The 22896-nt window shown below is 67.6% G+C and carries 24 protein-coding genes; 13 read left to right on the forward strand and 11 right to left on the reverse strand.

The window, feature by feature from the left end; translation table 11 throughout:
* Nucleotides 1-29: 29 nt before the first annotated feature.
* Nucleotides 30-1973 (reverse strand): OmpA family protein, encoded by a 1944-nt coding sequence (locus OEZ60_RS11100; protein WP_263336012.1) that lies wholly within the window; start codon nt 1971-1973, stop codon nt 30-32.
* An 80-nt stretch (nt 1974-2053) separates the two neighbouring features.
* The gene (ubiA, locus tag OEZ60_RS11105) at nt 2054-3019 is read right to left on the reverse strand and encodes a 4-hydroxybenzoate octaprenyltransferase (protein ID WP_263336013.1); all 966 of its coding nucleotides are present in this window, start codon (nt 3017-3019) and stop codon (nt 2054-2056) included.
* A 12-nt stretch (nt 3020-3031) separates the two neighbouring features.
* Between ubiA and OEZ60_RS11110 the strand changes: the two genes are divergently transcribed.
* From OEZ60_RS11110 to OEZ60_RS11130, 5 genes are all read left to right on the forward strand, one after another.
* On the forward strand, nt 3032-3757 hold the full coding sequence (locus OEZ60_RS11110) for a 16S rRNA (uracil(1498)-N(3))-methyltransferase (protein WP_263336016.1): 726 nt from the start codon (nt 3032-3034) through the stop codon (nt 3755-3757).
* The gene (locus OEZ60_RS11115; protein WP_263336018.1) at nt 3754-4461 is read left to right on the forward strand and encodes a hypothetical protein; all 708 of its coding nucleotides are present in this window, start codon (nt 3754-3756) and stop codon (nt 4459-4461) included. Before OEZ60_RS11110 ends, OEZ60_RS11115 begins: the two co-directional genes overlap by 4 nt.
* Nucleotides 4458-5294, forward strand: coding sequence for a GNAT family N-acetyltransferase (locus tag OEZ60_RS11120; protein WP_263336021.1), 837 nt, complete (start codon nt 4458-4460; stop codon nt 5292-5294). The genes OEZ60_RS11115 and OEZ60_RS11120 overlap by 4 nt, the downstream gene beginning before the upstream one ends.
* Entirely contained in the window at nt 5291-5800 is a 510-nt protein-coding gene (locus tag OEZ60_RS11125; protein ID WP_263336024.1) for a hypothetical protein, read from the forward strand. Before OEZ60_RS11120 ends, OEZ60_RS11125 begins: the two co-directional genes overlap by 4 nt.
* Before the next feature lie 114 nt (nt 5801-5914).
* Nucleotides 5915-7285, forward strand: coding sequence for a glutamate--cysteine ligase (locus OEZ60_RS11130; protein WP_263336027.1), 1371 nt, complete (start codon nt 5915-5917; stop codon nt 7283-7285).
* Here the strand turns inward: OEZ60_RS11130 and OEZ60_RS11135 are convergent.
* Together OEZ60_RS11135 and OEZ60_RS11145 are read right to left on the reverse strand one after the other, a co-directional pair.
* Nucleotides 7279-7704 carry a DUF805 domain-containing protein gene (locus OEZ60_RS11135; protein ID WP_263336030.1) on the reverse strand — a complete coding sequence of 142 codons (426 nt, stop codon included), beginning with the start codon at nt 7702-7704 and terminating at the stop codon, nt 7279-7281. The two genes, OEZ60_RS11130 and OEZ60_RS11135, sit on opposite strands and share 7 nt — an antisense overlap.
* Nucleotides 7705-8228: 524 nt before the next feature.
* The gene (locus tag OEZ60_RS11145; protein WP_263336032.1) at nt 8229-9119 is read right to left on the reverse strand and encodes a DUF302 domain-containing protein; all 891 of its coding nucleotides are present in this window, start codon (nt 9117-9119) and stop codon (nt 8229-8231) included.
* 166 nt (nt 9120-9285) lie between these two features.
* Here OEZ60_RS11145 and OEZ60_RS11150 point away from each other — a divergent pair, with 166 nt between their 5' ends.
* Entirely contained in the window at nt 9286-10140 is an 855-nt protein-coding gene (locus tag OEZ60_RS11150; protein ID WP_263336034.1) for a glycosyltransferase family 2 protein, read from the forward strand.
* A gap of 2 nt (nt 10141-10142) precedes the next feature.
* On the opposite strand, the gene map is transcribed toward OEZ60_RS11150, so the two are convergent.
* Nucleotides 10143-10952 carry a type I methionyl aminopeptidase gene (map, locus tag OEZ60_RS11155; RefSeq protein WP_411709800.1) on the reverse strand — a complete coding sequence of 270 codons (810 nt, stop codon included), beginning with the start codon at nt 10950-10952 and terminating at the stop codon, nt 10143-10145.
* Nucleotides 10953-11070: 118 nt separating this feature from the next.
* Between map and OEZ60_RS11160 the strand changes: the two genes are divergently transcribed.
* From OEZ60_RS11160 to OEZ60_RS11175, 4 genes are read left to right on the forward strand one after another with little or no spacing between them, the layout of a single operon-like run.
* Complete coding sequence (locus OEZ60_RS11160; protein WP_263336040.1) at nt 11071-11802, forward strand: competence/damage-inducible protein A; 732 nt, start codon at nt 11071-11073, stop codon at nt 11800-11802.
* Complete coding sequence (locus tag OEZ60_RS11165; protein WP_263336042.1) at nt 11799-12506, forward strand: GNAT family N-acetyltransferase; 708 nt, start codon at nt 11799-11801, stop codon at nt 12504-12506. Before OEZ60_RS11160 ends, OEZ60_RS11165 begins: the two co-directional genes overlap by 4 nt.
* Before the next feature lie 17 nt (nt 12507-12523).
* Nucleotides 12524-13099 (forward strand): peroxidase-related enzyme, encoded by a 576-nt coding sequence (locus tag OEZ60_RS11170; RefSeq protein ID WP_263336044.1) that lies wholly within the window; start codon nt 12524-12526, stop codon nt 13097-13099.
* Nucleotides 13096-14016: an OmpA family protein gene (locus tag OEZ60_RS11175; RefSeq protein WP_263336046.1), complete on the forward strand. Its 921-nt coding sequence runs from the start codon at nt 13096-13098 to the stop codon at nt 14014-14016. Before OEZ60_RS11170 ends, OEZ60_RS11175 begins: the two co-directional genes overlap by 4 nt.
* A gap of 37 nt (nt 14017-14053) precedes the next feature.
* Here the strand turns inward: OEZ60_RS11175 and OEZ60_RS11180 are convergent, their stop codons facing one another.
* From OEZ60_RS11180 to OEZ60_RS11190, 3 genes are all read right to left on the reverse strand, one after another.
* On the reverse strand, nt 14054-14959 hold the full coding sequence (locus tag OEZ60_RS11180) for a LysR family transcriptional regulator (protein WP_263336049.1): 906 nt from the start codon (nt 14957-14959) through the stop codon (nt 14054-14056).
* 150 nt (nt 14960-15109) lie between these two features.
* Nucleotides 15110-17128, reverse strand: a complete 2019-nt coding sequence (locus OEZ60_RS11185; RefSeq protein WP_263336050.1) for an FAD-dependent oxidoreductase — start codon at nt 17126-17128, stop codon at nt 15110-15112.
* A gap of 80 nt (nt 17129-17208) precedes the next feature.
* Nucleotides 17209-18210 carry a polyprenyl synthetase family protein gene (locus OEZ60_RS11190; protein WP_263336153.1) on the reverse strand — a complete coding sequence of 334 codons (1002 nt, stop codon included), beginning with the start codon at nt 18208-18210 and terminating at the stop codon, nt 17209-17211.
* A 54-nt stretch (nt 18211-18264) separates the two neighbouring features.
* On the opposite strand from OEZ60_RS11190, the gene OEZ60_RS11195 reads away from it, so the two are divergent.
* From OEZ60_RS11195 to OEZ60_RS11205, 3 genes are all read left to right on the forward strand, one after another.
* A complete protein-coding gene (locus OEZ60_RS11195) occupies nt 18265-18474 on the forward strand; it encodes a putative signal transducing protein (protein WP_263336051.1) in 210 nt (69 codons plus the stop codon).
* Nucleotide 18475: 1 nt separating this feature from the next.
* On the forward strand, nt 18476-19231 hold the full coding sequence (locus tag OEZ60_RS11200; protein WP_263336054.1) for a tRNA1(Val) (adenine(37)-N6)-methyltransferase: 756 nt from the start codon (nt 18476-18478) through the stop codon (nt 19229-19231).
* A gap of 126 nt (nt 19232-19357) precedes the next feature.
* Nucleotides 19358-19525: a YdcH family protein gene (locus OEZ60_RS11205; protein ID WP_263336055.1), complete on the forward strand. Its 168-nt coding sequence runs from the start codon at nt 19358-19360 to the stop codon at nt 19523-19525.
* A 60-nt stretch (nt 19526-19585) separates the two neighbouring features.
* Here OEZ60_RS11205 and gcvA read toward each other — a convergent pair whose 3' ends face one another.
* The 3 genes from gcvA to OEZ60_RS11220 form a co-directional block, all read right to left on the reverse strand.
* On the reverse strand, nt 19586-20518 hold the full coding sequence (gcvA, locus tag OEZ60_RS11210; protein ID WP_263336056.1) for a transcriptional regulator GcvA: 933 nt from the start codon (nt 20516-20518) through the stop codon (nt 19586-19588).
* A 302-nt stretch (nt 20519-20820) separates the two neighbouring features.
* A complete protein-coding gene (gene phbB, locus OEZ60_RS11215; RefSeq protein WP_263336058.1) occupies nt 20821-21543 on the reverse strand; it encodes an acetoacetyl-CoA reductase in 723 nt (240 codons plus the stop codon).
* A gap of 107 nt (nt 21544-21650) precedes the next feature.
* Nucleotides 21651-22826, reverse strand: coding sequence for an acetyl-CoA C-acetyltransferase (locus OEZ60_RS11220; protein WP_263336156.1), 1176 nt, complete (start codon nt 22824-22826; stop codon nt 21651-21653).
* Between the last annotated feature and the right edge of the window lie 70 nt (nt 22827-22896).

A 22896-nucleotide genomic window follows, 5' to 3' on the forward strand; every position in this document is an offset into this window, starting at 1 on the left:
CGAAACTGTCGGTCAAGTCTACGTCGTGCCTACTGCTCCGGCCGCGGCTTCGGCCGCACGGTCTTGTCGTCGGGGGTCTGGATCGCGACCGCGACCTCCTCCGCCGTCCCCTCGCCGGCTCCGTCGACGGCTGTATCCGCCGCGGCGCCGATCAGCCGGAACTCGATCCGCCGGTTCGCCTCGCGGCCCGCCTCGGTGCCGTTGTCGCCGATCGGCACCGTCTCGCCATAGCCCACCGCCGTCAGGTTGCCGGTCAGCACCCGGCGCGACTGCAGCGCCGCGACCACCGCCTGGGCGCGGTCCTGGCTGAGGTCGAGGTTCATCTCCTCACGCCCCTGGCTGTCGGTATGGCCGCCGATCTCGATCGGGAAATCGGCGCAGTCCTTCATCCGCTCGGCGATCTGGTCGAGCGTCTTGGCCGCGTCGGGCGCGAACTGAGCCGAGCCCGGCTCGAAGTTGATCTTGTGCGCGGCGAGCATCGCGTTGATCTCGGCCACGCATTCCTCGGCCGTGGGCAGGCCCAGAAGCGGGTCCAGCGCCTCGTCGTAGCGGATGTCGAGGTCGTATTGCTGGGTCTCGCCGAGCTTGTCCGACAGGATCCGCGCGACGGTATCGCTCGCCGTGGTGGAGCCGGTGACGCCGGTCAGGCGAATGATCTCGGGCCGGACCGTGACGCTGCCGCTGTCGAGCTCGCCCAGCGCCTCGAGCGCGGAGAGGGTGCGCAGCGGCCAGCCCGCGGGCACGCCCGGGTCGAGCCGGGTCGCGACATGCACATCCGCCGCGCCGAACCGGGCGTTGGCGTAGCTGACGACGGCGTCGCGGGCGCGCTGGTCGCCAAGCCGGCCCCGCAGCTCCAGCCGGCCCTCGGGCGAGAGCACTGCGCTGAACTCCATCGCGCCGCCGGCGGCCTCGGCCTGGGGTTTCGGCGTCAGCACCGCATGGAGCGAAAACACCTCGGGCAGGTTCGACTCGAGCTCGCCGAGGACGCGGTCGAAGGCCTCCGGGCTGACCGTTTCGGAGGCAATGAGCGAAACGTCGGCATCCGAATAGGTGATCGAACCGGCACCGAGCTGACCCAACGCGGCAATGCCCATCGTGACGGCATCGCCCCAAGCCGGCGTCGGCACGCCAAGGCCGATCGTGCAGGCGATCTTGCCGGTCGCCCCGGCCTCGGTCGCGGCGGCAAGGATACGGTCGCGCGTGTGCTCGCTGTCGGCCGAGCAGGCGTCGAACCGCGCGCCGTCGCCGTCGACGAGGAAGCGCAGCGTGAAGGGTGTGATCACCGGCCGTGGCGCCGAGATGTCGAGCACGAGCTTCACACCGCGCGGCGCCTTGCGGGCCAGTTCCGCCTCGAGCCGCGCCTTTTGTGCGGCGCTGTCGCCGATCGCGGTGATTGAAATGCGCTCGGCGCTGATAGAAACCTTGGCGCGCGGCAGCTTGGCGAGCGCCTCGATGCCGAAACGGACGGCCTCGTTCCAGCCCTCGGGCACCGGGTGATCGGCACTTTCGAGCATGTCGGTCACCGCCCCCGCCCCGGCCAGCTCGCCGAGATCGGTAACGATCGCCTCCCGGTCCTCGGTTTCGGGTACGAGACCAATGAGCGAGATCCCGTCGCCGTTGCGCAGGATCTCGATGGTGAAGTCGGGCGCCTCCAGCTCGGCGGCGAGGGTCACGTCCATCGCGTCGGTCAGGCGGTCCGCATCGACGATCGTGCCGGCGACCGAGAGCGCGCGGAACCGGGCGGCCTCGGTCGGCGCGGTGCCGGAGAGGATCACCTGCAACCCGTCGGTGGCGACGGCAGCCCAGTTGTGGCCCGCGGTGGTGAGCGCCTCGCCCACGCCCTCGGCCGAACGCCGCTCGATCACCGCGGCGGTCCAGCTCGCCGTCGCGATGCTCAGCGCGGCGGCCAAGAGGAAGGCCGATGCCGCGAGCGCGTTCGGCGTGGCTTCGGCCGGGTTCAGATGGCGCGTCAACGGCGAAAGGCGCATGGGATCGGACCAGGGTGACCGCGGAGGAACGCGCCTTCCTTAAGCGCCGCCTCCCGCGGGATCAATCACAGGAACGCGGCCACGGCAAGAAACAGCGCAGCGATCAGGCCGGTGTCGCGATTGGCGCGGAAAATCGTCAGGCAGTTCGCGGGATCGTCGATATCGAGCCGGCGCATCTGCCAGAGAAGATGCCAGCCCACCGCCCAGGGTCCGGCGAGCGCGACGGCAAGCTTCACCGGGCCGGCCGCCGGCAAGACCGCCGCGAGAATCGCTGTCGTCATCAGCGCCACGGTGGACATCAGGAACAGCCCGAGCCACTTCCCGGTCGCCGCGCCGAAGAGCCGCGCGGTGGACTTCACGCCGATCAGCACGTCGTCCTCCTTGTCCTGATGGGCGTAGATCGTGTCGTAGAAGAGCGTCCAGGCGATGCCCGAGGCATAGAGCAGGATCGAAGCCCAGGTGACCGAGCCGGAATGGGCGGCATAGGCGAGGACCGCGCCCCAGTTGAAGGCGAGACCGAGGAAGAGCTGCGGCCACCAGGTGAAGCGTTTCGCGAAAGGATAGATCCCGACGAGGCCGAGCGAGGAGAGGCCGAGCAGGATCGCGACCCAGTTGAAGGAAAAGAGCACGAGTGCCGAGAGCCCCATCTGCGCGACCATCCAGACCAGCGCCTGCTTCACGCTGACCTGCCCCGAGGGGATCGGCCGCGACCGGGTGCGCGCAACGGCGGCATCGAAGTCGCGGTCGGTGATGTCGTTCCAGGTGCAGCCCGCCCCGCGCATCAGCCAGGCGCCGAGCGCACAGCCGACGACGATCCAGAGATCCCAGAGCCGCCAGCCATCCTGCGCCGCCGCGAGCGCCACGCCCCACCAGCAGGGCAGCAGCAGGAGCCAGGTGCCGATCGGCCGGTCGGCGCGGGAGAGCCTCAGATAGGGGCGGGCGAATTCCGGCGCGTGGCGGTCGACCCAGTTGCCCTTCACCGCGTCTGCGACCTGTCCGGCGGGCTCTGGCGTTTCGTCGGGCGCACTCATAAGGTCGGCCTCATGGCATTGGCGAAGATCAGGCTCTGTGTAGACCAGCCGCTCGGGGCGGGGCAATCGGTTCTCCTGACCGAGGCGCAGGCGCATTACCTTTTCGGGGTGATGCGCGAGGGCGTCGGGACGCAGGTACTGCTCTTCAACGGGCAGGACGGCGAATGGCTGGCCGAGGTCAGCGAGGCGGCGAAGAAGCGCGGGGCGCTGCTCTGCCTTGCGGCGACGCGGGCACAGACCGTGCTTCCCGATCTCTGGCTCCTCTTCGCGCCGGTGAAAAAGGCGCGGACCGATTTCATCGTCGAGAAGGCGGTGGAGCTGGGCGTCGCGCGGCTCCAGCCGGTGCTGACCGAGTTCACCAGTTCCGAACGCTTCCGCCGCGACAAGGCCGAGGCGCATGTCCGCGAGGCGGCCGAGCAATGCGGCGCGCTCGCTCTGCCCGCGGTCGAGGACGCGGCACCGCTCTCCCGCGTGCTGGCCGGCTGGGATCCGGCGCGGCGCATCCTCTGGGCCGACGAATCCGAGGCCGGCGCCGCGACGACGTTCGCGGGCCTCGCCCCCGGCCCCTGGGCGATCCTCATCGGGCCGGAGGGCGGCTTCTCGGAGACCGAGCGCACAAGGCTCCGGGCCTTGCCCTACATCCGCCCGGTCGCGCTCGGCCCGCGCATCCTGCGCGCCGAGACCGCCGCGCTGGCGGCGATCACGCTCTGGCAGACACATCTGGGGGACTGGCGGTGACCCAGGATCCGGTCGTCCGGCTGCACCTCTACTTTGCCCGCGACAACGACCGCGCGGTGATCCTGCGGCAGGGGCCGTCGAAGCAGTTCCGGCTGATCCTCTGGCACCGCGACACCGACACTTTCGAGGACGGCCAGTGGCTGAAGCACAAGGTCTATCCCGAACGCTGCGACCTCTCGCCGGACGGGCGGCATTTCCTCTACTTCGCGCTGAACGGTGACTGGTCCGGCGTGTCCGAGGGCGCCTATTCCGCGCTGTCGCGGCCGCCCTATTTCACCGCGCTGGCGCTCTTTCCCGAAGGCAGCACCTGGGGCGGCGGCGGGCGGTTTCTCGACAATGTGCACTATGTCGCCGTCGGAGGCGCCGACGTGATCGGCCGCGACGACGGGCTCGTGCGGCTCTACCAGCGCACACCCGACAAGGACTGCCCGACCGGGCTTCGCACGGTGGACGGGCGCCCCGCGAAGATCGGCAAGGCCAAGGCCGAACGCGCCTTCCTGCGCGAACTGCCGCCCGATCCTGCGCTGTCGCTCTACGACACGCTCGGCGGCCGACTCCACCGGCGGCGCGGGAATGACCTGGAACTGATCCGCGATTTCACCGAGATGACATTCGAGCCGATCCGCGCGCCCTATGACTGGCGCGAGCCGCACGCGGAGGGGACGGCAGAGCCGTGGCATCCCCTTGGAAGAGAGGAGGGATGAGACGTGCAGGCCCGACAGACCTTCCAGCGATCCGCGCCTTCCTCGGTGCGCGGGTGGAGAGGGCGATGTTTCCCCTGTCGAATCTCGACCGGTTCGGCCTTGACGGCGAGGCTGACTATGCGCCCTCGATGTGGGTCGCCGAACAGGACGGCGCGGTGGGCGGCGTCCTGACCGTCGGACGCGGGGGAATGGTGATGCCGAACCTGGCGGGAAACGATCCCGCCGCTGCGATCGACATTCTTCGTGGACGCGCGGTTTCCGGCCTGATCGGCCCAATGGAGGAGGTGCGTCCCCTGTTGGCAGCCCTCGGCATTGCAGGATATCCGGCCACGCTCGACCGCGATGAAACGCATTTCGCGCTCGACCTCGACGACCTGACGGTGCCGGAGGGCGAAGGCAGCCTGGCTACGCTTGCGGCCGCCGATCCCGAGGAGATGATCCGCTGGCGCGCCGACTACAATGTAGAGGCGAATGGTTTGCCGCACGTGAAGGCTGAGAAGGAAGCCCGGGCTTCATACCAGAGTTATATCGCTGCGAGGTCTCACCGGGTCCTCATGGCGGGTGGCCGTCCGCTCGCCACCTCCGGTTTCAACGCCTTCCTGCCCGATATCGTCCAGATCGGCGGCGTCTATACTCCTCCTTCCCTTCGCGGGCGCGGTCATGCCCGGCGGGTCGTGGCGCTGCACCTGGCCGAGGCGCGGGCGCGGGGGGTGACACGGGCGACGCTCTTCTCCGGCTCCGATATGGCGTCACGGGCCTATCGGGCCATTGGTTTCCGGCGGATCGGGCAGTGGACGCTTGTGATCTTCGACGTCAAACCGGTGGTGTCATGATCCGGCCCGAGGTCAAGGCGCATCTTCATCGCTGGCGCGAGGTGATCGCGGCCGCCGCCACCGGTCTGTTCGCGCTCTGGCTCTTCTGGCTCGGCGGCTGGTTCCTGCAGGGGCTCGGGGTGATCGGCGCAATACTCGCCCTTGGCTGGGGGGTGATCGCGCTCCGTCGGCTGCGCTTCCTGCGCTCCGTTGCCGCCCCGGGCGTGGTCGAGGTCGACGAGGGGCAGGTCGGCTACTGGGGCCCAAGCTTCGGCGGCTTCGTGGCGCTGGCCGATCTGGTCGAGGTCCGGCTCACCGAGTTCCACGGCACGAGGCAATGGCGGCTCCGCACCGCCTCGGGCGAGGTTCTGACGGTGCCGGTGGACGCGGCCGGGGCGGAGAAGCTCTACGACGCCTTCGCGGCCCTTCCCGGCATCGACATGGCCGCGCTCACCGCCGCGCTCGACCGGGGAGTCGAGACCCTGCCCCTGTGGAAACGCGCCGACCGATCGCTGCCGGGTCGGTAAGCGATCACGAAGTGTCATGTTTTCGCACAGACAATCCGCGCGTGGTGGGCTTGACTCGGCGCGCATGGCACTTCAGGTCTATGCGTCCCTGTCAGCCAGAAGATCGAGGCCCCCATGTCCATACCCCAATCAGGCGGAGGCCCGGTCGAACGGTTCGAACAGCTTGCCGAATACCTCGAAGCCGGTTGCAAGCCCAAGGACGACTGGCGCATCGGCACCGAGCACGAGAAGTTCGGCTATTGCAAGGACACGCTGAAGCCCCTGCCCTATGACGGGCCGCGCTCGATCAAGGCGATGCTGGAAGGCATCCGCGACCGCTTCGGCTGGGACCCGATCGAGGAGCAGGGCAACATCATCGGCCTGACCAAGGACGGCGCGAACATCAGCCTCGAACCCGGCGGCCAGTTCGAACTGTCGGGCGCGCCCCTGGAGACGATCCACCAGACCTGCGACGAAGTGAACGCGCATCTGCGCGACGTCCAGAGCGTCGCCGACGAGATCGGCGCGCGGTTCATCGGCCTCGGCGCCGCGCCCGAATGGACCCATGACCAGATGCCGATGATGCCGAAGGGGCGCTATCGGCTGATGACCGACTACATGGGCCGTGTCGGTACGCATGGCACACAGATGATGTACCGCACCTGCACGGTGCAGGTGAACCTCGACTTCGGCTCCGAGGCCGACATGGTCAAGAAGCTGCGCGTGGCGCTGGCGCTGCAACCCGTCGCCACCGCGCTCTTCGCCAACTCGCCCTTCTTCGAGGGCAAGGTGAACGGCCACAAGTCCTGGCGGAGCCGGATCTGGCGCGACCTTGACCCGGCCCGCACCGGCACGCTGCCCTTCGTCTTCGAAGACGGCATGGGCTTCCAGCGCTATGTCGACTACGCGCTCGATGTGCCGATGTATTTCGTCTACCGCGACGGCAAGTACATCAACGCGCTCGGCCAGTCGTTCCGCGACTTCCTGAACGGCGAGCTGCCCGCGCTGCCGGGCGAGAAGCCGACGCTTTCGGACTGGGCCGACCACCTGACGACGATCTTCCCCGAGGCGCGTCTGAAGAAGTTCATCGAGATGCGCGGCGCCGATGGCGGCCCGTGGCGCCGGCTTTGCGCCCTGCCCGCGCTCTGGGTCGGCATGCTCTATGACGGCGCGGCGCTCGACGCGGCCTGGGATCTCGCCAAGGGCTGGGACACGCAGACACGCGAGGCTCTGCGCGTCGCGGCCTCGGTCGACGGGCTACAGGCGGAAACCAACGGTGTGCGTATGCACGACCTCGCCCGCGAGGTGGTGGCGATCGCCGAGGCCGGGCTCAAGGCCCGCGCCCGGCCCGGCGCCGGCGGCATGGTGCCGGACGAGACCCATTTCCTCAACGCGCTGCAGGAGAGCATCGAGACCGGCAAGGTGCCGGCCGACGAGCTCCTGGAGAAGTATCACGGCGAATGGGGCGGCGATCTCAACCGCATCTACGCCGAATACAGCTACTGACGCCGCACCTGCGGCATCGAGGACGGGCCGTAGCCGCCGCCCAGGGGATCGGCGCCGTGATCGTTCGGCCCCTCGTCGCCCTGGGTCGCGAACCACCAGATCAGGATGATCCAGCCGATGATCGGGATCAGCCAGATCAGGAGCCACCAGCCCGACCGGCCGGTGTCATGCAGTCGGCGCACGCTGACGGCGAGCGACGGCAGGATCACCGCGAGCCCGTATAGCGAAGAGAGTGGCTGAATCGGGCCGGCATCCATCATGCCGTGGCCGAAGCCGAACAGGATGCCGTCGACCACGCTCAGCACGATGTTGGCGAGGAAGTTAAAGAGCGTGAACCACCAGAATTCCGCGCGCCGCGCACGTCCCGAAAAAGTCGCGTATTTCGAAAAGCATGTGCGAACGGCGGTCTGAAAATCCATGATCGGGCACCCTTCCTGACGCGCGCAGCCTCCCCCGAGAGGGGCGGCTTGTAAAGGGGGGGCATGGCCTGTTCCTGCGCGATGGTGCGGACTCCGTTCAGGTGTGGGGTGAGCCTTACCGCTGCGACTGGCGTGGCCGGCGAAGCCGCACCGGATGGCGAAGCCGACAACCGCACGGCCTCGGATACCGGCGGTCGGGTTCGTCACGCGACGACCTGGCGCACGTTTCCCGGGTCGCCGACAAGCTTCTGCAGATCCGGACGAGGTGCTCGAGGAGGGCGGTGAAGTGAAGGTCAAGCTCCTCGACATCGACAAGCACGGCAAGGTCCGGCTCGGCATGAGATGGTCGACCAGGAGATCGGCGACGAGCTCGCGCCCGGGGCGAAGGAAAAGTCCGGCACCGCCGAGGCGTGAGGTCTGGCTCAAGCGAACCGAAGGCCCGGGCATCCGCCCGGGCCGTTTCGTTCTGCGCTATGCCGGTTCCGTGCCCGTCCGCTTCGGGTTCAAGGCCGTGCGGCCGCTGCTCACTCGATGGCGGCCGAGAATGTCGCGGTCAGACGTTCATTCAATGCGGCATGGGGGGGAGCGGATGTGCCGTAATGCAGTACCGCCAGTGCCGCGATATCGTTGAAGATAACGACTGATCCGCCATCGGGCGAAGCATAGACCAATATCTTCTGGCAGAAGGCATCAATGCCGATTGACGGAAAATTCGCCATCGCTACCCCACCGGGCGCGGGACCGCCAAAGAGCAGGAGTACCGCCGGCACGAGTTCGGAACCGAGTTGTTGGGCCTGTGCGGCGTAATCCACTTCCCCGAACCATACCGTATCTGCCTGCGCGGTGATCGCCTCCTTCAGTTTCGCGACCGTCTCCGGGACGCCGTGGGAGGATGCAAGCTCAATGATCCCGTAGTCGGGGGTCAGAGCGGAGGTTTGCACCGGGCGCGGACCGCTTTCGGACATGGCTTGCAGGACGGGCGCGAGGCGGTCATCGAATTTCCCGAGAATATCGGTGTCAGTGATGCCATGCCGCGCCTTCAGAAACTCCGACGAGGTGAAGACGGCGCTGGCTTTGCCGTTTTCGTCGAAGGACAGAACCCTGAAAGGCAAGTCCAGGCCGGAGCGGATGTTCGAAGACAGAAGCTGAGTGTTGATCTCGGGGTCGGATAACAATGCCACTCGGGAAGACGGCATTTCGACGCCTGCGGCGGCGGCAAGTCTCGCATGGTCGATCTCGACTACCGGCTCCAGCTGTTCTTCCGCCGCAGCGGTTTTCGCGGCTTCGATCACTGAATCCACGGCTTGCTGAACGGACTGGCCCAGGCTCGCTGTTGCGAGGAAAATCGATGTGCCTGCAGCGAAGGTAATTTGCAAAAACCGCGCCATGAACAATCCCTTTTTGTCAACCAACACGTCGGCTTCCGATGCGCCGTGCTACAATTGATCCTTTAGCCCCGGCACGAGTCAACATTCGCTTCATCCGCCAGGTGAAGCGGTGCGGTCGTGTAGTTGTGCAGTTCCGTCCAGACAGCCCGGATGCGCGCGTGACAGTGCCCGGCGGTTTCGCTATTGCGCCTCCATGAGCGATCTGCCCGCCTCCGCCCGCGTCACCGTCGTCAGCGTCTGCTTCAACAGCATGGCGGTGCTGCCGGACATGCTCGCCTCGGTCCCGGCGGGGACGCCGGTCGTGCTGGTCGACAATGCCTCGACCGATGCGGCCGCCGTCGCGGAACTCGCCGGTGCGCGGGGCGCGCGCCTCGTGCGCAATGCCGAGAACCGCGGCTTCGGTGTCGCCTGCAACCAGGGTGCGGCGCAGGCGGAAACCGAGTTCGTGCTCTTTCTCAATCCCGACGCCCAGCTGATGCCGGACACGCTCGACGAGCTGGTCGCGGCGGCAGAGCGCCATCCGCACGCCTCGGCGATGAACCCGCGCATCGCGGAGGCGGATGGTTCCGCCTATTTCAAGCGCCACAGCCACCTGATGCCGCGCGCCGAGAAGATGCCGCGCGGCTGGCCCGAGGCGGACCGCGAGGTCACGGTCCTGTCCGGCGCCGCGCTCTTCGTGCGGCGGGCGGATTTCGAGGCGGTGGGCGGCTTCGATCCGGAGATATTCCTCTACCACGAGGATGACGACCTCAGCCGCCGGCTGCGTTCCGAGCGTGGGCCGTTGATGTTCGTCCGCGCCGCCTTGGTGCAGCATCTCGGCGGGCGTTCCTCGGTGCGCAGCCCCGAAGTGGCGGCCTTGAAGGCCTGGCACATGGGCCGCTCGCGGGTCTATGCGGCGCGCAAGCATGGCCAGAAGTTCGCCTTCGGCCGGGCGCTGCTTCAGGCGGCGGCGCAGCTCCTGTCGCCGGCGGTCCTTCTGTCGAAGCGCAAGCGCGCCAAGCAATGGGCGTTCTTCCGCGCGGTGCTCGCGAGCCGGAAGCCCGGCTGAGTTCAGCCCTGTGTCGGGTGGAAGCGGCCGGCGGGCGAGAGGGTGAAGATATCGCAGCCATCGGCGGTCACGCCCACCGAATGCTCGAACTGCGCCGAGAGCGACTTGTCGCGCGTCACCGCGGTCCAGTCGTCGGCGAGCACCTTTGTCTCGGGCCGGCCGAGATTGACCATCGGCTCGATGGTGAAGAACATGCCCTCTTCGAGCCGCGGCCCCGTGCCGGCGCGGCCGTAATGCAGGACATTCGGCGGCGCATGGAACACCCGGCCGAGCCCGTGGCCGCAGAAATCGCGCACGACGCTCATCCGCTGCGCCTCGACGTAAGCCTGGATCGCGTAGCCGATGTCGCCGAAGGTGTTGCCGGGGCGCACGGCCTCGATCCCCTTCATCAAAGCGTCATGGGTCACTTCGATCAGCCGCTCGGCCTTGCGGCTGAGATTGCCCGCGACATACATCCGGCTGGTGTCGCCGTACCAGCCGTCGACGATCACGGTGACGTCGATGTTGAGGATGTCGCCGTCCTTCAGCACCTTCGGCCCCGGAATCCCGTGGCAGACGACATGGTTGACCGAGATGCAGGAGGCGTGCTGGTAGCCGCGGTAGCCGATCGTCGCGGATTTCGCGCCCGCCGCCTCGACCCGCTCCTCTATGAAGGCATCGAGCGCGCCGGTGGTCACACCGGGCTCAACGAGCGCCGCCACATCGTCGAGAATCTCCGCCGCGAGCCGGCCGGCGCGGTGCATGCCCTCATAGTCAGAAGGCTCATAGATTCTGATCCCGTCCTTGGTCAGACGGCCGCGCGGGTCATCCACGAGCTGCTCCTTCCGCTCCATATCACGCCTAGATAATCAAGGATCGCGGCTTTGGCCAGAGCCGGGGCTTTCCCCGCGCCGCGCGCTTGCCTATAGATTCGATGCGAGAGGTACGATCATGCCCAATCCCACCGCCGCCATCCTGATCATCGGGGACGAGATCCTGTCGGGTCGCACCCGCGACGCCAACATGCACCATCTCGCCGGAGAGCTGACCCGTATCGGGATCACCCTGAAAGAGGTGCGGATGGTCGCCGACGAGAAGCCGGCGATCGTTGCCGCCGTGAACGCGCTGCGCGCCAGCCACGACCATCTCTTCACCTCCGGCGGCATTGGTCCGACCCATGACGACATCACCGCCGATGCGGTGGCGGAGGCCTTCGGTTTGACGCTCGGCATTCGCGAGGACGCCCGCGCGCTCCTCGCCGCGCATTACGACCGCGCCGGGCTTGAATTCAACGCCGCGCGCCAGCGCATGGCGCGGATCCCCGAGGGCGCCAGCCTGATCGAGAACCCGATCTCGATCGCGCCGGGCTTCTCGCTCGGCAATGTCCATGTGCTCGCCGGGGTGCCGAACATCTTCCAGGCGATGGTCGCCTCGCTTCTGCCGCGACTGGCCGGGGGCAAGCCGCTCCTCAGCCAGACGCTCCGGATCGACCAGGGTGAGGGCGTGATCGCCGGGCCGCTCGGGATGCTCGCGGCCGAGTTCGCCGATCTTTCCATCGGCTCCTACCCGTTCATCCAGAACGGCGCCTATGGCGCGAACATCGTGATCCGCGGCAGCGATCCAGCGCGGATCGATCTGGCCATGTCCAAGCTCGCGGCGCTCTTTCCCAAAGGCGGCGCATGAGCGACATTTTTGCGGCGTCGGACGCGACCTGGCCGGCCGCGGCGGTCCATCGCGCGGGCGCCTTTCTCGTGCGCGAGGGGCAGGGCGGCGGCCAGCGCGTCAGTTCCGCAACCGCCGAGGCGGTCTGGGACGCGGCCGATCTCGACGCCGCCGAGGCCATGCAGCGGAACCTCGGCCAGCGGCTCCTGTTCATGGTCCGCCCGGGCGATGAGGCGCTTGACGCCGCGCTGGAGGCGCGCGGCTACCGCGTCGTCGATCCCGTGAACATCTATGCCGCGCCGGTGGCCGAGCTTCTGGCCGAGGTGCCGCCGCTTTCGGCCTTCACGATCTGGCCGCCGCTGGCGATCATGCGCGACCTCTGGGCGGAGGGCGGGATCGGCCCCGGCCGGCTCGCCGTGATGGCGCGTGCCGAGGGGCCGAAGACCACGGTTCTCGGCCGCGTGAACGACCGCGCGGCAGGGACCGCCTTCGTCGCGATCCACCGTGAGACGGCGATGATGCACGCCTTGCAGGTCGTGCCCGAGCAGCGTCGGCAAGGATCCGCCGTCAAGATGATGCGGAAAGCCGCAGCATGGGCGCAAGATCATGGTGCAGAACGGTTTTTGGTGCTTGTTACGGCGGCCAACGCGGAGGCCAACGCGCTCTATTCTTCCCTGGGAATGCGGATTGTGGGACATTATCACTATCGGTCGAAAGAACCCTGAACAGGCAAGGGGAGCAGTTGACAGACAGAGGCGAACGCCCCACGGCGCTTGATCTACCCATGATCGAGCCACTTCCGGATGCGACCCGGAAGTATTTTGATGTCTGCACCGAAAAGCTCGGCCTCGTTCCCAATGTCCTCAAGGCATATGCTTTCGACGTCGACAAGCTCAACGCTTTTACCGCCATCTACAACGACCTGATGTTGGCCGAGAGCGGGCTGACGAAGCTCGAACGCGAGATGATCGCGGTCGCGGTCTCGTCGCTCAACCGGTGCTGGTACTGCCAGGTGGCGCATGGTGCCGCCGTCCGCGAGCTGTCGGGCGATCCGGTGCTGGGCGAGGCGCTGGTGATGAACTGGCGCGTCGCGCCGCTGTCGGATCGACAGCGGGCGATGCTGGAGTTTGCCGAAAAGTTGACACATTCATCATCCAGGATCGGCGAGGCAGATCGCCGGATGCTGCGGGATGCGGGCTTTTCCGACCGCGACATCTGGGACATCGCCTCGGTCACGGGGTTTTTCAACATGACCAACCGCATCGCTTCGGCCACTTCGATGGAACCCAACCCTGAGTATCACGGGGCGCATCGATGAAACGGCTCGCGCTCACGCTGCTCCTGCTCGCCCCCGCGGCCCAGGCCGCGCCGACCCTGGCGCTGCCGCCGCAGGCCGCGCGCACGGCCGAGGAGGCGCGCTCCGTCGGCAGCTACGCGCTGCCGGTCGGACCGTGGTCCGCGGGGCGGATCGAAACCCTCGCGACCGAGGGCGAGGTTTCCCGCACCGCCTGGCGCGTTCCCGACCCGGACCTGACCACGATGGGGCTGCTCGCCACCTTGCGCGATCAGCTGCGCGAAGAGGGGTTCGAGGTGCTCTTCGAATGCGACACCGACCGTTGCGGCGGCTTCGACTTCCGCTTCGGCACCCCGGTCCTGGCCGAGCCCGAGATGCATGTCGACCTCGGCGACTTCCGGTTCCTGTCGGCGCGCCGCGGCGCCGAGCCCACGGCCGACTATGTCAGCCTGCTCGTAAGCCGTTCGACCAACGGCGGATATGTCCAGATGACGCGCGTCGGCCCGGCGCTGCCCAAGCCTGCCGAACTGGTGAAGGCGGCCGCGCCCGCCCAACCCGAGGTCGTGCGGCTGCCCGGTGAACTCGACGGCATGGGGCGCATGGTGCTCGACGGTCTGGCCTTCCCGCCCGGAACCGCCAACCTCGCCGACGATCGGTTCGCCTCGATCGAGACCCTCGCTGGCTGGTTGAAGGCGCATCCCGACACCCGCGTCGCGCTGCTTGGTCACACCGATGCGGTCGGCCCGCTCGCGACCAATATCACGCTGTCGCGCGCCCGCGCCGAAGCGGTCATGGAGCGGCTCGTCGCGGTCTATGGCGTTGACAGGGCGCAGCTTTCCGCGGATGGCCTCGGCTATCTCAGCCCCCGCGCCTCGAACCTGACGCCGGAGGGCCGCGCCGAGAACAGACGGGTCGAGGCGATGATCACCTCGACCCGCTGAGAACGTGAAGGCCGTACTCTTTAAGGCACTGCTCGATTTACCAGTTGTCCGGTCCCTTGTCCGAAAAGGACTGGCCCAGGAAATCGATAAAGGCGCGCACCTTCGGCTGCGTGAAGCGCCCAGGCGGATAGACTGCATAGATGCCGAGCGTCTCGACCGGCAGGTCGGGGATCGCATCCTCGACGAGCCCCTTCTTCATCGCGTCGGCGTAGAGGAAGGAGGGAAGGTAGGCGATGCCGAGGCCCGAGATCGCGGCGTTGAGCAGCGACTGGCCGTCGTTGACCGTCAGCCATCCCGCGGTACGGACCTGGCGCTTCTCGCCCGAGGGCGCAGTGATCTTCCAGACGTTGCCGGCGGCCTGGTTGGAATAGTGCAGCAGCTTGTGTTCGTTGAGATCGTCGATCTTATGCGGCCGCCCGTATTTGGCGAAGTAACTCGGCGAGCCGACCATGCGCTTGGCGGTGTCGGTCAGTTTGCGCGCGCGCAGCGTCGAGTCCTCAAGCTCGCCGACCCGGATCGCCATGTCGAAGCCTTCCGAGATCAGCTCCACATAGCGGTTGTTCAGAACCATGTTGACGGTGATCTCGGGATATTCGAGCAGGAAGTCCCCGAGGATCGGAGAGAGCAGATTCACCCCGAAATCGGTGGCCACGGAAATCCTCAGCAGGCCGGACGGATCCGATTGCATCGAGGTCACGAGCGCGTCGGCCTCACCCGCGTCGTTGAGCACGCGGCGGGCACGATCGTAATAGGCAAGACCGATCTCGGTGGGCGAGACCCGGCGCGTCGTCCGGTTCAGAAGCCGCGCCCCGAGCCGCGCCTCGAGCGACGAGACGTGTTTCGAGACCGCCGACTTGGAGATTCCCATCTTCTTCGCAGCGTCCGTAAATCCCCCCTGATCAACAACGGTGGCAAATGCCTCCATTTCCGTCAGTCGGTCCATTGTGCACCCGTATTCTACATTGACCACCGCAGCCGACTATCTGGGTCAATTCGGGCAAGAATGCGGAGGCGTGCGGTCAAGACTTAGATTTTGTCGAGACGCGAATGGGCGGCATTTTGCCGATCATCGGCAAGCTTTTGCTGGCGCGCGTCAAATCACCGTTGCGAGACGGGTGCCCTGATCGATCGCACGCTTGGCGTCGAGTTCCGCCGCGACGTCGGCGCCGCCGATGACATGGACCGTGACGCCGGCGCGCGAGAGCGAATCGGCGAGGCGATTCTCGCTTTCCTGCCCGGCGCAAAGGACGACCGTGTCGGCCTCGATCAGGGTCGGATCATGGCGGTCGGGGCCGAAGGTGACGTGAAGCCCCTCGGCATCGATGCGTTCATAGTTCACGCCGCCGAGCATCTTCACGCTCTTGGCCAGGAGCGTGGCGCGGTGGATCCAGCCCGTGGTCTTGCCGAGCGTGCGCCCCGGCTTGCCCGGCTTGCGCTGCATCAGCGTCACTTTCCGCGCGGGTGGGTGCGGGCGCGCCTTGGTGAGACCTCCGCGGACAAGTTCGGGATCGGTCACGCCCCATTCCGACATCCATTCGCGCAGGTCCACGGCCGGGCTTTGCCCCGCCTCGACGAGGAACTCGGCGACATCGAACCCGATTCCGCCGGCGCCGATGACCGCCACTCGCTCCCCGACCGGCGCGCCGGACAGAACGTCGATATAGGAAAGCGTGTTGGTGCCGCCCTGGCCCGCAATCCCCGGATCGCGCGGCCGCACGCCTGTCGCGACGACCACCTCGTCGAAGCCGTCCAGCATGGCCGGCGTCGCCTCGGCCCCTAGCCTCGTCGCGATCCGGCTCTTGCCGAGCATCGTCTCGAACCAGGCGACGAGCCCGTGAAACTCCTCCTTGCCCGGCACCATCTTGGCGAGGTTGAGCTGCCCGCCGATCCGCTCCGCCCTGTCGAAAAGCGTCACCTCATGCCCGCGCTCGTCGAGCGCCAGCGCCGCCGACAGCCCCGCCGGGCCGGCGCCGACGACTGCGATGCGCTTGGTCCGTGCCGCGGGCGCCAGAACCAGCTCGGTTTCGTGGCAGGCCCTGGGATTGACGAGGCAGGACGAGATCCGGCCGGCGAAGGTGTGGTCGAGGCAGGCCTGGTTGCAGGCGATGCAGGGCGCGATCTCTGCCGCGCGCCCGGTCTCGGCCTTCCGCACGAAGTCCGGATCGGCGAGGAAGGGCCGCGCCATCGACACCATGTCGGCGCATCCTTCGGCCAGAACCGCCTCGGCGACCTCGGGCATGTTGATGCGGTTCGAGGTGACGATGGGAATGGCGACCTCGCCCATCAGCTTCTTCGTCACCCAGGCGAAGGCGCGACGCGGCACGCTGGTGGCGATGGTCGGCACCCGCGCCTCGTGCCAGCCGATGCCGGTATTGAGGATCGACGCCCCGGCGGCCTCGATCGCCTTCGCCAGCGCCACGACCTCATCCCAGCTCTGTCCGTCGGGCACCAGATCCATCAACGAGATCCGGTAGATGAGGATGAAATCCGGTCCCACCGCTGCGCGCACGCGCCGCACCGTCTCGACTGGCAGCCGCATCCGGTTCGCGTGGCTGCCGCCCCAGCAGTCGCTGCGCCGATTGGTGTGCGTGACGAGGAACTGGTTGAGGAAATAGCCCTCCGAGCCCATCACCTCGACGCCATCGTACCCGGCCTCGCGGGCGCGGGCCGCGGCGGTCGCGATATCGGCGATCTGCTTCTCGATCCCGGCCTCGTCGAGCTCGATCGGCGGAAAGGGCGAGATCGGCGACTTGATCGCCGAGGGCGCGACGCAGTTGGGCCCGTAGGCATAGCGGCCGGCATGAAGGATCTGCATCGCGATCCGCCCGCCCTCGGCGTGGACGCGTTCGGTGACCAGCCGGTGATTGGCGATGTCCTCGGGCGTGAAAAGGCCCGCGGCGCCGGGAAACACCCCGCCCTCGCGGTTCGGCGCCATGCCGCCGGTGACCATCAGCGCCACCCCGCCGCGGGCGCGGGCGGCATAGAACTCCGCCACCCGGTTCCAATCCTTCGTCTCCTCCAGATTGGTGTGCATCGACCCCATCAGGACGCGGTTCGGCAGCGTCACATGGCCGAGATCCAGCGGCGCGAGCATATGGGGGTAGAGTGACATGAGGGCTCCTTGCGATGGGGCCACCATGTCCAATGCGCCGGATGCTGTCACGCGGGACGCCGCGTCACGCAGGCGAGGTTTTAATTGACGCGCGCCACCACGTAATCGGCCAGATCGGCAAGCATCGACCGCAGCGCATGATCCGGCAGCACCGCGAGCGCCGCCTTTGCTGTCTGCGCCCAGCCGAGCGCCTCGGCCCGGGTTTCTTCCATCGCGCCGTGGCTGGCGAGAAGCGCCATCGCGCGGTCGAGATCGCCCTCGCGCTGGTCGCCCTTCTCGATCACCCGCTTCCAGAACTCTCGCTCCTCGGGCGTGGCCTTCGCCACCGCCTTGATCACCGGCAGCGTCAGCTTGCGTTCGCGGAAATCGTCACCGACATTCTTGCCGATCGTCGCGGTCGAGCCGCCGTAGTCCAGAAGGTCGTCGACGATCTGGAACGCGATGCCGAGCGCGTCGCCATAGGTGAAGAGCGCCCGGACCTGCTCCTCCGGCGCCCCGGCGATCACCCCGCCGACCTCGGTCGCGGCGGAGAAGAGCGCCGCGGTCTTGCCGCGGATCACCTTCATGTAAATCGCCTCGTCGGTCCTGAGATCCTGCGCCGCCGACAGCTGCAGCACCTCGCCCTCGGCGATCGTCGCCGAGGCGTTCGACAGGATGTCGAGCACCCGGAGCGAGCCGGTCTCCACCATGAGCTGGAACGAGCGCGAGAAGAGATAATCCCCGACCAGAACCGAAGACTTGTTGTCCCACAGAAGGTTGGCGGTCGGCCGGCCGCGCCTTTGCGCGCTTTCGTCGACGACGTCGTCATGAAGCAGCGTCGCGGTATGGATGAACTCCACCGTCGCGGCGAGGCGGATGTGGTGGTCGCCCTCGTAGCCACAGAGCCGCGCGGCGGCGAGCGTCAGCATCGGCCGCAGCCGCTTGCCGCCGGCCTCGACGAGATGCGCGGTGACCTCGGGAATGCGCGGCGCGTGCTCGGAGGCCATGCGGCGCCGGATCAGCGCGTTCACGCGCTCCATATCCGCCGCGAGATGGGCGCTCAGCCGGTCGTGAGGTTTCTGCGCGGTCTCGTCCAAACCCATCGTCATCCCGTGGCCACTCGACAAAGCCGTGGCTCTGTTCTTAAGTCTTGGAATATGAAAGAGCTTCTTCGCACCACCGACCCGACCCGGATCGCCTTCGCGACAGCCCTGCTTGAGGCAGAGGGTATAACGGCGTTTCAGATGGACGTCCACATGAGCGTGCTGGAAGGATCCATCGGCATTTTGCCGCGCCGGCTGATGGTGCGGGACGCCGATCACTTCATGGCGACGGCGATCCTGAAGGACAACGGGATCGAGACCTGAGATGTTCGCCGAGGCAGAGCTGACCGACGACGGGTTCCTGAACGGCCGGCTGCGCATCGCCCAGCCGAAGGGTGGCTACCGCGCGGCGATGGACCCGGTCCTCCTAGCCGCCGCCGTGCCGGCGAAGCCCGGCGAGAGCGTGCTGGAGCTTGGCTGCGGCGCGGGCGTGGCGAGTCTTTGCCTCGGCGCCCGTGTGGCCGGGCTTCGCCTGACCGGGCTTGAGCTGCAGGCCGCCTATGCGGCACTGGCACGGCGGAACGCGGACCGCAACGGGCTTTCCTTCGAAGTGATCGAGGGCGATCTTCAGGCGGTGCCGGCCGCGCTCCGGGCGCAGAGCTTCGATCATGTGATCGCCAATCCGCCCTATTACCCGGCCGGCGGCGGCACCGCCGCCGCCGATCCCGGACGCGAGACCGCGCTACGCGAGGCGACTCCGCTCGCGGTCTGGATGGCTGCGGGTCTCAGGCGACTCAGGCCCGGCGGCTGGCTGACGGTCATCCAGTCGGCGGACCGCCTTCCCGACCTCATCGGCGCGCTCGGTCCCGGTGCCGGCAGCCTCACCCTCCTGCCGATCGCGGCGCGGGCGGGGCGGCCGGCGGGGCGGATCATCCTGCGCGCCCGCAAGGGCGGCCGCGCCCCGTTCCGGCTGCTCGCACCGCTGATTCTGCACGAGGGCGCCGGACACCTCGCCGATGGCGACGATCACACCGCCGCCGCGCGCGCGATCCTTCGCGACGGAGCGGCCATTCAGCTATAGGCCGTTAGCCGCGAGGCAAGGTTTCGCCGTCACAGTCGAAAGGCATGCGATGCGGCATTGTTCCGCGTGACATGGCAAAAGGAATGTGATGGGATTGTGACAAGGTTCACAGGAGAGGAGACAATAATGTCGCTGGGTTCGCACCTGCAGGAACTTCGCAAGAAACACCAAAACCTGTCCGAAGCCGTCGAGGAGGCGCAGCGCCATCCCGGCTATGACGATCTCGCGATCGCCGATATGAAAAAGCAGAAACTGCGGATCAAGGAGGAAATCGCCCGCCTCACCGAGGCCTGATTTCTACGAGTTGCAGCAAGGCGCCGCCCCCGAGCGGCGCCTTTTCTATGTCCAGGCCCATCACGCCGAGGGCACCAGCCGCTTTCCCGCCTCGCAGGCGGACATCGCCGCGGCTTCCTGCAACAGCCAGTCGCGGAAGAGCCTGACATGCGGCCGCTCCTCGGTGCCGGGCAGGCAGAGGAAGCGGTACTGCGCCGCGGTGGTCAGGGCGATCTCGAACGGCGCCACGAGTTGGCCGGACCGGAGCGCGTGATGCGCGAGCGAGAACCGGCCGAGAATCACGCCGGCCCCGCTCAGCGCCGCGTCGATCGCGTGATCGGCCTGCGAAAAGCGCGGACCGCCCGACGGCGGCTCCCCGAGCCCCGCCGCGGCAAACCAGGCCGCCCAGTCGACCGGCGGGCGGATGAAGCTCACATCGTCCTGATGCAGCAGCACGACCTCGCCGAGGTCCTCCGGCCGCGTCATGCGCCGGGCGAGTTCCGGCACCATCATCGGGCTCAGCCATTCGCGGATCAGCGGCACCGAACAGAGCCCGTCATCGGGGCTGGTGCCGAAGCGGATCGCGACATCGACCTCGTCACGGCGCAGATCCATGAGCCGCAGGCTGGCGGCGAAGCGCAGCTCGATCCCGGGATGGGCGCGGGCGAAGTCGAAGAGCCGCGGCGCCAGCCATTTCGCGGTGAAGGCGGGGCCGGCGGTGACGGTCAGGCTCTGGCCCTCGCCGAGCCGCCGCGCGGCCCGCCAGGCGGCGGAGAGCGCCGCGAAGCCCTCGGCGAGCCCCGGCTGCAGGGCGCGGCCGGCCTCGGTCAGCTCCACCGCCCGGTTGAGCCGCCGGAACACCGGCTGGCCGAGATGCTCCTCGAGCGTGCGGATCTGGAACGACAGCGCCGCCGGCGTGACGTTGAGCTCCGCCGCCGCCTTGGCGAAGCTCAGATGCCGGGCCGCCGCCTCGAAGGCGCGGAGCGCGGTCAGCGGGGGCGTGCGGTCGCTCATTCCGGTCAAGTAATACTTGTCTGAAACCCGAAAAACTCTCGTTTGTAGGCAACATTGCAGCGCCTTACATCATGTTCAGTCAAGAAATTTTTGGGAATGGAGGCCGCGATGATCGAAACCGTCCCGACAGCCGAGCACGCCAGGGTCTACGCGGCGGCGCACCGGGCCCGCGCGAGGGCGCTCTCCGACATGGTGCGCGCCCTCTTTTCGGAACCTTCTGCCGCTCGTCCCATCCGGGTCGTTACGACAGAAGAAGGGGCCGGTCGCACGCAACCGGCCCCTTGCAAACCCTGTGGCTGAGATCAGCCGAAGAACTGCGCCCCGTTGGCCGAGATCGTGGAGCCGTTGATGAACTGCGCGTCATCCGAGGCAAGGAAGGCCACGCAGCGCGCGATTTCCTCGGGTTCGCCCAGTCGGCCGGCAGGGATCTGCGCGATGATCGATTCCCGCACCTTCTCCGGCACCGCCATCACCATCTCGGTGGCGATGTAGCCGGGGCAGACGGCGTTGGCGGTGATCCCGGCGCGGGCGCCCTCCTGCGCGAGGCTGCGCACGATGCCGATGTCGCCCGCCTTGGTGGCGGCATAGTTGACCTGCGCGAACTGGCCCTTCTGGCCGTTCACCGACGAAATCACGATGACGCGGCCGAACTTGCGGTCACGCATACCCGGCCAGACCGGGTGCACGGTGTTGAAGACGCCGGTCAGGTTGGTGTCGATGACCTGCTGCCACTGCTCCGGGCTCATCTTGTGGAACGGCGCGTCGCGGGTGATGCCGGCGTTGGCGACCACCACATCGACCGGGCCGAGGTCGGCCTCGACCTTGGCGATGCCCGCCTTAGAAGCTTCGTAGTCGGCGACGTTCCACTTGTAGACCGGAATGCCGGTTTCCTTGTTGAAAGCGGCCGCCGCCTCGTCGTTGCCGGCGTAGTTCGCCGCAACCTTGTAGCCGGCAGCCTTCAGCGCGACGGAGATCGCGGCGCCAATGCCGCGCGAACCGCCAGTGACCAGTGCAACCCTCGACATGATTCCTCCTATTGAGCGAGCCTTCTTGAAATCCTGTTACCGAAACGATTTCGCGGGCGCAACATTATTGCGCCCGCGTTTTTCGCATTTGCAGAAAAAAGTGGGCGTCAGGCGCGTTCGAGGCACATGGCGACACCCATGCCGCCGCCGATGCAGAGCGTGGCGAGGCCCTTCTTGGCACCCGACCGCTTCATCTCGAACAGGAGCGTGTTGAGGATCCGCGCGCCGGAGGCGCCGATCGGGTGGCCGATGGCGATGGCGCCGCCGTTCACGTTGACCTTCGCCGGATCCCAGCCCATGTCCTTGTTGACCGCGCAGGCCTGCGCCGCGAACGCCTCGTTGGCCTCGACGAGGTCGAGGTCGGCCGCCTTCCAGCCGGCCTTCTCGAGCGCCTTGCGGCTCGCGTGGATCGGGCCGACGCCCATGATCGCCGGATCGAGGCCCGCGGTCGCATAGGAAGCGATCCGCGCCAGCGGCGTGAGACCGCGTTTCGCGGCCTCCTCGGCGGACATCAAGAGAACCGCCGCGGCACCGTCATTGATGCCCGAGGCGTTGGCGGCCGTCACCGTGCCGTCCTTGGAGAAGGCGGGGCGCAGCTTCGTCATCGCGTCGATGGTCGCGCCGTGGCGGATGTATTCGTCCTGATCCACCACGATGTCGCCCTTGCGCGTCTTCACGGTGAAGGCCGCGATCTCGTCGGCGAACTTGCCGGCCTTCTGCGCGGCCTCGGCCTTGTTCTGGCTGGCCACCGCGAACTCGTCCTGCATCTCGCGGCTGATCTGCCACTTGGTCGCGACGTTCTCGGCCGTGGTGCCCATGTGGTAGCCGTTGAACGCGTCCCAGAGCCCGTCCTTGATCATCGAATCGATGAACGACATGTCGCCCATCTTCTGGCCCGCGCGCAGATGCGCGACATGGGGGGAAAGCGACATGTTCTCCTGCCCGCCCGCCGCGACGATCGCGGCGTCGCCAAGCTGGATATGCTGGGCCGCGAGCGCCACCGAGCGCAGGCCCGAGCCGCAGACCTGGTTGATCGACCAGGCCGCGCTTTCCTGCGGCAGGCCGGCCTTGATATGGGCCTGCCGGGCCGGGTTCTGGCCCTGGCCCGCGGTCAGGACCTGACCGAGGATCGTCTCGCTGACCTCCGCCTTGTCGATGCCCGCCCGGGCCACGACGGCCTCGAGCACGGCGGCCCCGAGATCATGGGCGGGCGTATTGGCGAAAGAGCCGTTGAAGCTGCCCACGGCGGTGCGGGCGGCGGAGACGATCACGACATTGGTCATAGTCCGGGTCCTCATTCTGGCGCGATTTCCGCGCGAAGACAGGTGAGGCCCTCGCGCCGCTCCGCAGCAT

The organism is Albidovulum salinarum, assembly GCF_025673475.1.
In the GTDB taxonomy this organism is placed as follows: domain Bacteria; phylum Pseudomonadota; class Alphaproteobacteria; order Rhodobacterales; family Rhodobacteraceae; genus Albidovulum; species Albidovulum salinarum.

Coding starts and splice junctions, on each gene's coding strand:
- ubiA (WP_263336013.1), bottom strand. CDS start 3,019: ATGAGTGCGCCCGACGAAACGCCAGAGCCCGCCGGACAGGTCGCAGAC.
- OEZ60_RS11110 (WP_263336016.1), top strand. CDS start 3,032: ATGGCATTGGCGAAGATCAGGCTCTGTGTAGACCAGCCGCTCGGGGCG.
- OEZ60_RS11120 (WP_263336021.1), top strand. CDS start 4,458: ATGAGACGTGCAGGCCCGACAGACCTTCCAGCGATCCGCGCCTTCCTC.
- OEZ60_RS11125 (WP_263336024.1), top strand. CDS start 5,291: ATGATCCGGCCCGAGGTCAAGGCGCATCTTCATCGCTGGCGCGAGGTG.
- OEZ60_RS11130 (WP_263336027.1), top strand. CDS start 5,915: ATGTCCATACCCCAATCAGGCGGAGGCCCGGTCGAACGGTTCGAACAG.
- OEZ60_RS11135 (WP_263336030.1), bottom strand. CDS start 7,704: ATGGATTTTCAGACCGCCGTTCGCACATGCTTTTCGAAATACGCGACT.
- OEZ60_RS11150 (WP_263336034.1), top strand. CDS start 9,286: ATGAGCGATCTGCCCGCCTCCGCCCGCGTCACCGTCGTCAGCGTCTGC.
- OEZ60_RS11160 (WP_263336040.1), top strand. CDS start 11,071: ATGCCCAATCCCACCGCCGCCATCCTGATCATCGGGGACGAGATCCTG.
- OEZ60_RS11165 (WP_263336042.1), top strand. CDS start 11,799: ATGAGCGACATTTTTGCGGCGTCGGACGCGACCTGGCCGGCCGCGGCG.
- OEZ60_RS11175 (WP_263336046.1), top strand. CDS start 13,096: ATGAAACGGCTCGCGCTCACGCTGCTCCTGCTCGCCCCCGCGGCCCAG.
- OEZ60_RS11180 (WP_263336049.1), bottom strand. CDS start 14,959: ATGGACCGACTGACGGAAATGGAGGCATTTGCCACCGTTGTTGATCAG.
- OEZ60_RS11185 (WP_263336050.1), bottom strand. CDS start 17,128: ATGTCACTCTACCCCCATATGCTCGCGCCGCTGGATCTCGGCCATGTG.
- OEZ60_RS11190 (WP_263336153.1), bottom strand. CDS start 18,210: ATGGGTTTGGACGAGACCGCGCAGAAACCTCACGACCGGCTGAGCGCC.
- OEZ60_RS11195 (WP_263336051.1), top strand. CDS start 18,265: ATGAAAGAGCTTCTTCGCACCACCGACCCGACCCGGATCGCCTTCGCG.
- OEZ60_RS11200 (WP_263336054.1), top strand. CDS start 18,476: ATGTTCGCCGAGGCAGAGCTGACCGACGACGGGTTCCTGAACGGCCGG.
- OEZ60_RS11205 (WP_263336055.1), top strand. CDS start 19,358: ATGTCGCTGGGTTCGCACCTGCAGGAACTTCGCAAGAAACACCAAAAC.
- gcvA (WP_263336056.1), bottom strand. CDS start 20,518: ATGAGCGACCGCACGCCCCCGCTGACCGCGCTCCGCGCCTTCGAGGCG.
- phbB (WP_263336058.1), bottom strand. CDS start 21,543: ATGTCGAGGGTTGCACTGGTCACTGGCGGTTCGCGCGGCATTGGCGCC.
- OEZ60_RS11220 (WP_263336156.1), bottom strand. CDS start 22,826: ATGACCAATGTCGTGATCGTCTCCGCCGCCCGCACCGCCGTGGGCAGC.